Genomic DNA, 12,560 nt, shown 5'->3' on the forward strand with positions numbered 1-12,560 from the left:
GTGAGTTGCTTAATGGTTGACGTAAGAACATTAATTAAATAAATTATTAAATCAAATTGATAAGTTACACTCCAACTTTTGGGTACGTTATAATATAGATATAAGCATATGTGAAACTGCTAACATAGAGATAAATGCTTACTACGTATTTAAATCTAGGAGGTTTAATATGACTAAGAAAAAAGCAATTATGATTGGTGCCGGCATTTCTAACATGGCCGCTGCCGTTTACTTGATTCAAGAAGGTCACTGGGACGGAAAGAACATCACTTTCTATTCCTTGGACGACCATGGCGCAAATGATGGTGCCAAGACTGACGTGACCGGCAATGAATACTGGAATCGCAATCACGAAACATCTGACCAGACTGGCTTTGTCGCTCGTGGGGGAAGAATGTTGAATTACCGGACCTACGTTGATTTGATGGATCTCTTAAGTCGGGTTCCGTCAGCCACCGAAGAGGGAATGACGGCTGCAGAGGACACTCGTGACTTTGATTCTAAGCATCGGACCTACGATAAAGCGCGTTTGATGGAAGGCGAAAAGGGCATTATTAATTCCGCTAAAATGGGATTTAACAACAAGGATCGGCTCCTATTGACGAAGTTAATCATGATGCCAGACGACAAAGAAACCGAACTTGATAACGTCTCCATTGCTGATTACTTCAAGGACGATCCCCACATGTTTCAAACTAACTTCTGGTACATGTGGGAGACAACCTTTGCCTTTCGTACCCAGAGTTCAGCTCAAGAACTCAGGCGTTACATGCACCAAATGATTTACGAATTTACCCAAATTAACACGCTCGTGGGGGTTAACCGAACTCGATACAATCAGTACGAAAGTTTGATGCTACCATTAATTAATTACTTGAAGAAGCAAGGCGTAACGTTCGTTTTGAACCGTCGGGTTAATGATTGGGACTTCAAAGAAACTCCAATGAACGAAGAAATTACCGTTAAGGGCCTAGAAATGGAGAACGTTGACACTGGTAAAGATGAACACGTTGACGTTGATGACGAGACCGCGGTCTTCTTCACCAATGGTTCCATTACCGATTCGGCTACGCTTGGAGACTTCAACACCCCGTCCGGTGAAAACACCGATTATGGAGCTGCTTCAAGTCTGTGGAAGAAAGCCACCAATCACTTCTACAACTTGGGGAATCCAGACAAATTCTTCGCCGATCGGAACGCCAGTGGCTGGAGTAGTTTTACCGTAACCACTAAGGATCATACTTTCTTAAACGAAATCACCCGTATTACTACGCAACTACCTGGGAATGCTTTGAACTCCTTCCTATCAACGAGTCCAATTACTCCGTTAGGTCAAAAAGACGTGAGAATGTCGATTGTGGTTCATCATCAACCTCATTTCACCGACCAAAAGCCAAACGAAACCGTTCTTTGGGGTTACTTCTTGTATCCATACCGTCGCGGTGAATTCGTCGACAAGCAGTACATCAAGATGACTGGAAAAGAAATGGTTCAAGAGTTGATCGGACAGCTTTCAAAGGTCGACCCGGGTCCCGTAAACATCCGTGATAAAGAAAAGGAAATCATGGATTCAATTGTTAACTCGGTTCCCGTTTACATGCCATACGCTTCGGCATTGTTTAACAACCGTGCTAAGATTGACCGTCCCAAGGTCATCCCTGACCATTCAACGAACCTAGCCTTTACCGGTGAGTTTGTTGAACAACCTTACCAAATGGTCTTCACCGAACAAAGTGCAGTTCGTTCTGGTGAAATGGCCGCTTACCACTTTGCTGGTGTTCCAATGTCAAAACTCGTGGACAACCCACGATTTGATAAGAATCCGAAGATTCTGGCCAAGGCCGCTAAAAAATTATTTGAATAGATGATCGTAAATGAAAAGCTCAACTTCGAAATGAAGTTGAGCTTTTTTGATGTTTCAATCAACATAGTCTTTAATTTCAGTAAAACACACGTCACGTAGTGAATCCGGGATGGCAAATAAATCCATGAATTCCTCTAGGTTAAGCTGGTCAATTTCCTTGTTGTCAGCGTAGAAGGGAACTAGAAGCCTAACGGCATTCACGTTGGCCTTCTGTTCGTACTTGGGATTCATCAGAGTGGTAAAACTAAGAATGGCATCATCCTGATCGCACTGCAGGACGTGGCTAATTTCGTGCGCAATGATAAATGGAAGTTGTTTTCGTAGCTGCCAGTTGGCATTAATCACAATTGAATGGGAACGAACGTCCGCAAAGGATTGGGTATTTTGATGGAGTTTGTCCGTGTATACAACGGCAATGTCATTATCTAACGCATAGTTAAAAAGACTATTGATGATTTCGTGCATTTCGAAGTTTCCTTAAGATTTCCACGACTGTTTCACGGTCTTCTTCTGGGATGGGTTTGCCCCCAAACATCATGATCGTTGAGAGGTCATCTAAGTCAGCCGAGTTACCAGTTGAGTTTCCTAAGAGATAGTCAACGGAGACGTTGAAGTAGTTGGCAACTTTTTTGAGTTTTTGCGAATTAGCGGTTTGGTCCCACTTTTGCATGGTTCCGTTGGAGAACCCAAGTTGATGCTCTAATTCGCGAATGGAAATATTTTTATTTTTAGCAAGCTCTTTAACCCGTTGATAGATCGACATTTTTGACTCCTTTTAATTATTTACATAGAAAATTAATCTATGAAATTGTTGACATGTAGAAATAATGGATATATGATTGTTCTTGTAAACAGATGAGAAATCAAGCAACAACCTCGAAGAGATGTCGGTTTAGATTATTTCAGCTGATTTTCTTTACCATCATTGTAGAACTTTTGTCTATAAGATTCAATGATTATTCTACATGATTGCAAATTGATTTTGATGTGTTTACGTGCGAGTTAGCGCTAGCTCTTAAATTTTATAAAGAAAATTTTAGGAGGAAATAATTATGGATGAACAAGTTTTAAGCGTTCAAAAGTGGTTGAACCAAGAATACGGTAATGTTTCAGGATTTGATAAGGTCAAGGAAAATGGAAAGACGGGTTGGCCAACTATTTATGCTTTAAGAATGGGACTTCAGCATGAACTAGGGATTAGTCCACTTGGTAGTGGTTTTGGTGATAAAACCAAGAAAGCACTAAGTGGAATGGTCGATCAGTTGAAGGTCGGTTACAAGGGCAAGATTGCGAAGTTAATTCAGGGTGCTTTTTGGTGTAAGGGAATTAGCCCGAATGCGTTTGATGAGAAATATACCAAAGATACACAGAATGCAGTAAATAAATTACGTAATGATGCTGGATTAGATAAAGGTGGGGTTACTGTTCCATTAATGGCTGGTCTATTTGATATGGCTGCCTTTGAATTACTTGATGGTGGTAAAAAGAAATATCGTCAAATGCAACAATATTTAAACCATAACTATTTAGATTATTTTGGTGATGATCTTGGCTTGGTTCCAACTGATGGTTTGTATCAACGAAATACAAACACAGCTTTGATTTATGCCCTGCAAGCTGTTGAAGGAATGACACCTGGACAAGCAAACGGAGTTTATGGACCTGGAACCATTAATAAAACGCCAACTTTAACTGAAGGGGACAAAGGTGCAGGCGTTAAGCTACTTCAATATGGATTAATGGTTAATGATTTTCTGAGTGGATCTGTTGATGGAGTATTTAATAATTCGGTTGCTGAAGATGTGGTTAATTTTAGGAAGTTTATGAATTTACCACCATTTACAGGGAAAGCTGATTTAACCGTTATCAAGGGGTTGCTTACCAGTAATGGGAATACTAATCGAGATTCAAATGCTTGTGATACTTCATTTCAATTAAGTGATAAAGACGTTAAAAACATCAAAAATTATGGCTTTGAAATTGTTGGTCGCTATTTAACTGGATCAGTTGGCACTGGCTCAAAACGTCGTAACAAAAATCTGACTGATGATGAACTGAAAAGAATTACTGATGGTGGCCTAAAGGTGTTTCCAATCTATCAAGATAATGATGGCAGTCAGGAATACTTTAAATACGGCCAGGGTTGTGCTGATGCAGGAATTGCAAATGCAACAGCACAACGGCTTGGATTCCCAAAGGATACTATTATTTACTTTGCTGTTGATACTGATATTCAAGCTGGTGACATTGATAGTACGGTTATTCCATATATGGAGGGAGTCAAAAAAGCATTAGGCGGCTCAAGTTATCAAGCAGGAATTTACGGAACCAGAAATGTTTGTGCTCAAGCCCTTGGTAAAGGACTTGCAAAAACGGCGTTTGTATCTGATATGTCAACTGGATATAGTGGAAATTTGGGTTATCAGATGCCTAAAAATTGGGCAATTGACCAATTTGTTGAATACAGTTTAGGTGACATTGCGATTGACCAAGATGCGTCGTCTGGTAGAGATGATGGTACTAATAAGATTAAGCCAACGGGAATTGGAGAAATGTCTGCTAAAGAAGCTTTAAAGAATATTGTTGATAATACACAGGTAGAAATTGATGTTCCTTATGTGCTATACAATGATAATAAATCATTAAAAATTACTTTAGTAGGTGAAGCTGATATTAAGCCAGTCCATGGATCTGGGATGTTTACCATTAGTAATGGGAAATTACCACTAAAATTTATGTTTGATTGGGTCATGCAAAGTTGTAATAACAATGTTAATGCTGGCGTATACATCGTTAGTTTATTTAATAAGTGGGAATTTGTTCAAAAAATTGAAGATGGTCAAGTTTCAATTGAGATTGTAGAAACTAAAGACGGTTGGAGTATATCAGTAGAATTTAATATTTTTAAGTTAAAAATTAATAATAAAAGTTTTGATACAGAGCTTTCTATTTCAATAGATATTGATTCTCATCCACATGATTATCCTGACTTTAAGAGTTATGAAAAAGCTTATGATGAGGTTACCGATAAATTAGGAGAAAAGACTGATACGCTTGCGTTGACACCGGCATATGTAAGATATGCAATTGAGGGTGAAAGTGTTGGTATTGCTGTAATAATTGCATTTTTAGCGGCACTAGTAGGATGATATATGTCATTATTTGCGTAATTTATGTTGTATTAAAATGATTAAATAAATGGACCTGTAATTTGTAATTACAGGTCCATTTATTGATTTATATCTCAATTACTTATTTCATCTTTTTAATTCCCTCAGTAAGTTCTTTTGAATATTTCTTTTTCCGATATTTTAAGGTGCTTTTAGAAAGATAATATAATAAAAATCCAGAGCAAATTAAAAACGTTGGCAGCATTGGAGATTCATATGCCTCCCATAAATTGTTTGAAAGTAATAGTATTTCAATTGATCCAATGAAAACAAAAATTCCAAAACACAGAAATAAAATAATGACCCATAAACAATAATAATGTTTTAACCTTGAAGGTCGCATATGCTTAATCTTATATTTTTCTATCATTAATCTTATTGTAGTTCCTAGTGCGGTAATAAATAGCGAGAATGTAATTCCATCGATTGTCCCCATGATCCAAAGGATGAATTTGTTTGCATGCATATTAAGGAGAATGGATCCCAAAGTGAAGGTAATGATTACCAATATAATGGATGGTAGCAATAAGCGTGACATAATGTGGTATTTATGTAAGTATTCTTGGTAGTCTTTGATGTAGTCCGGTTTTTCTGACATTTATCTTCCTCCTCACAATTAGGATATTACTTTATTAGTAAAATACAAAATGATAGATTATTCCTAATGCAACATTAATAAATGAAATTATGCAAGTAAATATAATTAATATATAGATATAGTTAATATGTTTAAAAAATGATTGTTTCAGTTGCTTAATTAATTTTGGTTGTTGGTTCCCATTATTGTAAATGTTCCAGCGTTTGATTGTCATGTACAAAACAATACTAGTCAGAATAATTACGTATGACATTAGCATAATTAGTCCACTAGGGTTCCCGATTAAATAATTCCAGCGATCTGTTAATGTTTTGTTCCACATATAATTATCAGTTAAAGTATGTCCAATGATATTGTTAGAGGCAAAATATAGAAAAAGAATCAAAATGTATATTAGGGGAGAAATATTGTTAAATATTTCTCCCCTTTTTCTTAAATAATGTCTGGAACGCTCATAGGCAACAATTTCATAGATAATTACTATAAGCATACAAAAAAAGAATAATTTAGCCAGCAGATAATAACCTAATTGAAAATATGATTGCAAGAGAATCCCTCCAGTAAAAGTACGTTATCAATGCCCTTATGTTCCATCTTTTTTAATCCCCTCAGTAAATTCTTTTAAATACTTCTTTTTTCGATACTTTAAGATGTCTTTTTCCATCGAATAAATAAATATACTTCCAAAAACTGAAAATGTGGTCATGTTAGAAACAAGATATATATAACTTAAATTATGTAAAATTGGCATCAGTACAATTAAAAATAATAAAAAGTAATATACCAAAGACAAATAAAATTATTAAGATCCATAAATTAAGGTAGTATTTCTTTCTCATTAAATTTACACTTTTAGGTTTTTTTATTTTTAAATTTAACCATGCTCCTAATGAGGCTATAAATAATGCTAGTACAATTCCAGTCAGTAATCCCATTATTAAAATAATAACCCTATTTACATCTAGCTTGATAAGAGTAAATCCTATGGCTAAAAAAATTACTGATATTATGATAGAAGGGATCAATAAGCGAGAAGCGGTATGATACTTATGTAAAAATTCTTTTCGATCTTTAATGTAATTGGTTTTTTCTGGCATTTTATTTTTCTCCTTATAACTATGGTTACCTAATTAATAAAATATAAAATGATAAATTATTCCAAAGCAATATTTATGTGTATAAATTTGATTATCTTATTGTATTTCATTAAAACTCTTCTTAACTAAATTAACGGTTTTAAGTATAGTAAAGTCTCAATGTTTACACAAATTGATGGTTAAAGAATCCCAAAACAAAAGGCCCAATCCGTGAATATCATAGGTTGAGCCTCTTTTTATACCAGAATAACTAGGATGATAATGAAAACCGAATATTCTTATTGATTAATCGTTATCTTGATCATTATTGGTATTTGGTTCCGTAGTTGTGTCATCGTCAGAGTTGGTATCAGTATCTGAGTTATTGTCATTATCAGAATCTGAATTATTATCATTAGAATCAGTATTTGAATCTGAATTATCGTCGTTTGAATTTGTGTCAGCATCTGAGGAGTTATTGTTAGAGCTATTATCGTTAGTATTAGAGGCACTATATGTACCATTTAAAAAATTATTCGAACATCCTGATACACTTACACTTCCATTTTGATTTTTGGTAATCTGTATGTTTTCTGGTTTACTAATAGTTGAGGTTGCCGTTGATTCTCCATCTCCAGAATTGCTATCACCTTTAATAATGTAAGTATTCCCAGTCTTTTTATAAGATTTAACTAAGATACTACTATCGGCAGTTCCTAAGCCCACGGTGTTACTAGATATTATTAGTGTATAATCGTCTGATTCCTTATAATCTCCCTGTAATAATTGAGGCAAAGTTGTTCCAGTTTCCTCAGCATCTGAACTGTTATTTTTAGTTGAAGCTTGATCAGCTGCTTGCTTATTTTTGTTGTCAGTTTCTTTTTTGTGCTTAGTTGGCTTACGTTTCTTAGATATACTTGTAGTATTTTTCTTATTATTACTATTGTTATTATTTCCATTTATTTTAAATGCAAATATTACTCCTAAGGCAAATGCTAGGAGGACTACTAGAACGACTATAATTATATTTTTCTTGTTTTTCAAACCAGTTTACATCCCTTAACTTTTTATTAAATTTTGACACATAAATAATTATATTCTTTAGATAACAGAATTAATAGGGCGAATGTGAAATCTGGTACACATTATAAATGATTAGTTATTAATTATAGTAGAAAAAATAAACAAAATTACAAAACAAAAGGCCCAACCCATGAATATCATAGGTTGAGCCTCTTTTTATGCCAGAATAATTAGGATGATAATGAAACAAATTGCCAACACCGATAATGCCAAAAAACGTTTTGACGTTAATTTGTGGGTCTTGTGATAGGTCCATCCCATGCAACCCAAAATTACGATCAATCCGAACGTTGCCATTATGATTAATTTGATTAATACCACTGTGTCGCCCAATTTGGCCACTTCCTAGTTATTATTTTAGTTCGATTTGGTAAGCGAAACGTTTTGTTCCATGACTCTTTTTACCGTTTGCGTAAATGATACCACGTTTGGTGAAACCATTTGAGAGAATGACGTGTTGCATCCCCTTGTTGTCGGGATGAGTGTCGATTCTGACGTCTTTAAAACCACGAAAGGCTGAGATGGTGAATAGGCCACTGATGAATTTGGATGCTAGTCCCTGACCGCGATAGTCGTTTGAGACGGCGATACGGTGAATGGCAGAGTAGTGACCTTGATCACCGTTTTCCCACTCGCCACCCTCAAGGTGTAAGTAATCGGGGTCGATTCCTAAATGCAGGGTTGCGGTTCCAGCAACTTTTCCATCAACGTCTAAGACGTATGAGATGCCAAATTTAACGTCTCTGGCTAAATCTTCTTCACTCGGATAATCGCTTTGCCACTGGTCGATGCCTTGCTCTCCCAGAAACTTTTTGGCGTTTTTGATGATAGTGTAGATATCGTTTAAGTCAGCTTCGGTAGCTTTTCTTACGTAAATAGTAGACATAATAACACTTCCTTACTTTTATTATCAGACGATAAATAATTATAGTGAAGCTCATGTGGTTTTTCAACCACCAAATTAATTAGGGCGCCGGCTTTTTTTCTGGTAAAATGCATTGAACAGTAATTTAGGAAAGTTGGGAAAAACTTGGAAAAGAAATTAAGTGTAAGACAGATTATTTACGTCGGGATAATGTTGTTTGGAATCTTCTTCGGAGCTGGCAATTTGATCTTTCCCGTTAATATGGGACAGATGGCTGGTGGCAACGTTTGGTGGGCAACCCTCGGATTTGTTTTAACTGGAGTGGGTCTCCCCATCCTAGGCATCATTGCGTTAGGGGTTACTGACAGTTCCGGAGCCTTTGAAATTTCTTCAAACGTTGGCAAGTCGTTTGCGTACGTCTTTACGATTTTAATTTCTTTTATAATGGGACCGCTTTTGGCCATTCCACGTTTAGCAGCCACTTCATTTCAGATTGGAATTGCACCATTTCTTAGTTCTGGTCGTCAGCAGTTAGGCTTAATCGGATTTATTTTAATTTTCTTCATTGCCGTTTTTTTACTCTCGTATAATCAAGGGCGCTTACTGGAATACATCGGAAAATTTTTGACCCCGTTGTTTTTGATTTTACTGGCGGTCATCATCGTCATGTCGATTGTTAAACCAATGGGGTCGCCACGTTTCTATCATCCAATGGGTGAATACGGGCATTCCCCGCTCCTTTCGGGTTTCGTTGAGGGATACAACACGCTTGACGGGGCCGGATCGATTGCTTTTGGAATCGTGATTGTGGAAACCGTGCGTGGACTAGGAGCCAAAAGCCCCAAGCAGTTAGCCGTTAGCATCGGAAAGGCCGGCTTGATTGGTGGATTGATGATGGTAGTTGTCTACGTTCTATTAAGTTACATGGGCGCTAGCAGTCTGGGCGATTTTCGGCCGTCAGCGAATGGTGGCATTGCCCTTGTTCAGATTGCAACGCACTACTTTGGTGGTTATGGGAACATTTTGTTATCACTGATTGTGATTGTTGCCTGTCTTAAGACGGCAATTGCGATGAGTAGTGCCTTTGCGGATACGATGTCAGATGTTTTTCCTAAGTTTAAGTATCTCCCGTTGCTCGTTTTTGCGGTGGTTATGTCAGCGCTTTTGGCAACTTTAGGTTTAACAGAGATGATTAGGTTTATCATGCCAGTCTTGATGATTGTTTATCCGTTTTCCATCTGTCTGATTTTGATTTCGTTAATTAAACCATTACTTAAAAACTCTAAGATTGTTTACCAAATGACGATCTGGTTCATCGCCATTCCAGCCTTTTTAAGCGGGATTACCACCATTCCCGAATTGACGCACGTGCCAGAATTAGCTTGGTTATTTAAAATTAATGACCTTTTGCCGCTGGCGCAGTACGGAATGGGATGGGTTTTGTTCGCATTGATTGGATTTGCGATTGGATTGATTCTTTCGGTGAAAAAGACCAGAAAACAATTGAAGCAAGGATAAATAAAGACCCCGGTAGTTAGAAATGAATCTAACTACCGAGATCTTTTTTTGTTTCTTCATTATAGTGTATGAACTGTCATCGCCATTCCCATTCCACCACCGATACAGAGGGTGGCCAGTCCCTTAGTCTGACCAGTTCGTTTGAGGTTGTTAATTAAGGTAATGAGGATTCTAGAACCGGAATCGCCGAGGGGGTGACCCATTGAGACGGCACCACCTGTAATGTTAAGCTTAGCGTCTGGGATGTGAAGGTCCCGTGCTACCGCTAAACTTTGAGAGGCAAAGGCTTCGTTTAGTTCAAACAAATCAAAGTCACTGATTTGTTGGCCCGTCTTATCCAGTAGTTTATTAACGGCGTAGTAGGGGGCATATCCCATGATTTTAGGGTCACATCCAGCTTCGGCGTAGTCATCCAGCACCGCCAGCGGAGTTAGACCAAGCTCGTTGGACTTACTTTGCTTCATTAATAGGATTGCGGAAGCCCCATCATTTAGGCTGGCAGCATTTCCGGCCGTCACCGTTCCGTTTTCTTTAAAGGATGGCTTTAACTTTTTTAATTGTTCCATTGAGGTGTCAAAACGAACGCCCTCATCCTTATCAACCACGGTGCTTCCGTGGCGATTCTGAACTTCAATTGGGATCATTTCTTCATTAAAGTAACCATTTTGTTGAGCTTTGCTGGCTTTTCGATGGGACTGAAAGGCAAAAGCGTCTTGATCCCTTCTTGAAATGTTGAACTGGTCGGCAACGTTTTCGGCGGTCATTCCCATCGGTTTTCCACTCCAGGCGTCGTTTAGTCCGTCTTTTTGAATGCTGTCCTCTAAAGTGATTGGGCCAAACTTGTGGCCCTTTCTTTCGTTCATATTTAGGTAGGGAGCGTTCGACATGCTTTCGGTTCCTCCGACAAGGACGATGTCAGCATCGCCCATTTGGATGGCGGATTGCCCCAGTCGGACCGCTTTCATACCGGAACCACAAACTTGGTTAATGGTGGAGGCGGTGGCTGTGTCAGAAATGCCAGCGTTTAACTCGATTTGTCTGGCGACGTTTTGTCCACCGCCCGCTTGAATTACATTTCCAAAGATGACTTGGTCGATTTGTTTTGGATCAATTTCTGCGTTTTTGATGGTTGCCTTGGCGGCAATGGTTCCAAGATCAACCGAAGTTAGGCTAGCGAGGGTGCCGTTGATTTTACCAATCGGAGTCCTCTTTGCGCTTACAATTACGATATTGTCATTCATAGATTCGATGCTCCTTTGACATGATTCGTTGATAATTATACATGTTTTTACTTAACTTTTTTTTAAAGTGCAAAAGTTAATGTTAATTTCGAGTTTCTACTATAATAAAGTGAATAATAAAAAATAAAGTGAATAATAAAAAATAAAGTGAATAATAAAAATACTTTAGGAGATGAAGTCATGGATAAGGATGAAGAAGTACAACAAGTAGGGGAAATGATCGATCGTTGGTTAAATGATATTGATGATGAACCTGATGTCTTAGAGAAGACGCAGGATGAGATTGACGAGATTGATACCATCATTGATAGTTTTGCTGAAATTGCGATTGTTGGTTTAGGCGTTCAGCCCAAAGACTGGAACGTTGATTTAGTTACTAACGTAATGTTTAATCGTTTTACTTTGATGCTAGATAGTGATGAGAAAACGGACTCGCTGTTTCAACTAATTCCCTTTGCCTTAATCCATTTATTTTCTTATTTAAACGATCAGGGAATTATTAGTAATGGTCCTAGTTTGAATAAATGGGTAGAAAATAATAGTAAAGCATTACGTTCAATGTACGATTCTAATTTTGATGCCTTTTATAAGAAATTGGTTAGTGCGATGGAAGATGCTGACGTTGATTTAGAGGATAAGAGTGCAGTGGATGCTTTTACGACGCGTTATCTAAGACAACACCCGCAAGATGGAATTGACTTATATTCAAAGAAAAAGTAGGCCAATTTTCTTGATAAAAAATGAAAATTAAAAAAGTTTGACCTTTTTTGACCAAAAGTGTTGACAAATGATTTGAGCGCATGTATAGTAGTAAATGCTCAGTGAGGGAGACAAAGTGATTTGATAATAATCGATTAGTCACTGATTATGAACTGAATTAATTATTTTAATCATTTCTCTTGCATCTTCATTATGAGCGTTGTATAATAGTCTTTGTTGTCTGGGTTCTCCGGATACGATGCTTGAACAAATAAATTTAAAATAATTGAGTTTATCTGTTGACATTGAAAACACAACGTAGTATAATTATACATGTTGCGTTAAGGAAGAATCAAACGGCAACAATCAAGAGTAGATCTTTGAAAACTGAACAAGATTTTGATTACAAGTGTAAGGTAATTTTAAGTTGTAGAACTTAAAATTAA

13 protein-coding genes are annotated in these 12,560 nt (G+C 37.2%); 4 read left to right on the top strand and 9 right to left on the bottom strand.

From position 1 onward, the window contains the following. Positions 1-169: 169 nt before the first annotated feature. The gene (locus tag AC6UD1_RS06165) at positions 170-1,864 is read left to right on the top strand and encodes an oleate hydratase (RefSeq protein WP_500707566.1); all 1,695 of its coding nucleotides are present in this window, start codon (positions 170-172) and stop codon (positions 1,862-1,864) included. A gap of 54 nt (positions 1,865-1,918) precedes the next feature. Here AC6UD1_RS06165 and AC6UD1_RS06170 read toward each other — a convergent pair whose 3' ends face one another. Both AC6UD1_RS06170 and AC6UD1_RS06175 read right to left on the bottom strand, forming a co-directional pair. Continuing rightward, entirely contained in the window at positions 1,919-2,329 is a 411-nt protein-coding gene (locus AC6UD1_RS06170) for an ImmA/IrrE family metallo-endopeptidase (RefSeq protein WP_500694271.1), read from the bottom strand. Beyond that, entirely contained in the window at positions 2,310-2,627 is a 318-nt protein-coding gene (locus tag AC6UD1_RS06175; RefSeq protein WP_500694272.1) for a helix-turn-helix domain-containing protein, read from the bottom strand. The genes AC6UD1_RS06170 and AC6UD1_RS06175 overlap by 20 nt, the downstream gene beginning before the upstream one ends. 289 nt (positions 2,628-2,916) lie before the next feature. Between AC6UD1_RS06175 and AC6UD1_RS06180 the strand changes: the two genes are divergently transcribed. Continuing rightward, positions 2,917-5,013 carry a glycoside hydrolase domain-containing protein gene (locus AC6UD1_RS06180; RefSeq protein ID WP_500694273.1) on the top strand — a complete coding sequence of 699 codons (2,097 nt, stop codon included), beginning with the start codon at positions 2,917-2,919 and terminating at the stop codon, positions 5,011-5,013. Positions 5,014-5,116: 103 nt separating this feature from the next. Here AC6UD1_RS06180 and AC6UD1_RS06185 read toward each other — a convergent pair whose 3' ends face one another. From AC6UD1_RS06185 to AC6UD1_RS06210, 6 genes are all read right to left on the bottom strand, one after another. Then, entirely contained in the window at positions 5,117-5,632 is a 516-nt protein-coding gene (locus AC6UD1_RS06185) for a hypothetical protein (RefSeq protein WP_500694274.1), read from the bottom strand. Positions 5,633-6,215: 583 nt separating this feature from the next. Next, on the bottom strand, positions 6,216-6,338 hold the full coding sequence (locus AC6UD1_RS06190) for a hypothetical protein (RefSeq protein WP_500707567.1): 123 nt from the start codon (positions 6,336-6,338) through the stop codon (positions 6,216-6,218). A gap of 28 nt (positions 6,339-6,366) precedes the next feature. After that, positions 6,367-6,729, bottom strand: a complete 363-nt coding sequence (locus AC6UD1_RS06195; RefSeq protein ID WP_500707568.1) for a hypothetical protein — start codon at positions 6,727-6,729, stop codon at positions 6,367-6,369. A 285-nt stretch (positions 6,730-7,014) separates the two neighbouring features. Next, positions 7,015-7,752, bottom strand: coding sequence for a hypothetical protein (locus AC6UD1_RS06200; RefSeq protein ID WP_500707569.1), 738 nt, complete (start codon positions 7,750-7,752; stop codon positions 7,015-7,017). A 195-nt stretch (positions 7,753-7,947) separates the two neighbouring features. Next, on the bottom strand, positions 7,948-8,088 hold the full coding sequence (locus AC6UD1_RS06205) for a hypothetical protein (protein WP_500695882.1): 141 nt from the start codon (positions 8,086-8,088) through the stop codon (positions 7,948-7,950). A 55-nt stretch (positions 8,089-8,143) separates the two neighbouring features. Then, complete coding sequence (locus AC6UD1_RS06210; protein WP_500694276.1) at positions 8,144-8,677, bottom strand: GNAT family N-acetyltransferase; 534 nt, start codon at positions 8,675-8,677, stop codon at positions 8,144-8,146. A gap of 144 nt (positions 8,678-8,821) precedes the next feature. Here AC6UD1_RS06210 and brnQ point away from each other — a divergent pair, with 144 nt between their 5' ends. Continuing rightward, positions 8,822-10,174 carry a branched-chain amino acid transport system II carrier protein gene (gene brnQ, locus AC6UD1_RS06215; protein ID WP_500707570.1) on the top strand — a complete coding sequence of 451 codons (1,353 nt, stop codon included), beginning with the start codon at positions 8,822-8,824 and terminating at the stop codon, positions 10,172-10,174. Positions 10,175-10,233: 59 nt separating this feature from the next. Here brnQ and AC6UD1_RS06220 read toward each other — a convergent pair whose 3' ends face one another. Further along, complete coding sequence (locus AC6UD1_RS06220; protein WP_500707571.1) at positions 10,234-11,415, bottom strand: thiolase family protein; 1,182 nt, start codon at positions 11,413-11,415, stop codon at positions 10,234-10,236. A 180-nt stretch (positions 11,416-11,595) separates the two neighbouring features. Between AC6UD1_RS06220 and AC6UD1_RS06225 the strand changes: the two genes are divergently transcribed. Then, positions 11,596-12,135, top strand: coding sequence for a hypothetical protein (locus tag AC6UD1_RS06225; RefSeq protein WP_500707572.1), 540 nt, complete (start codon positions 11,596-11,598; stop codon positions 12,133-12,135). Positions 12,136-12,560 lie beyond the last annotated feature (425 nt).

The sequence above is a fragment of the Fructilactobacillus sp. X8R1C1 genome (genome assembly GCF_059900945.1).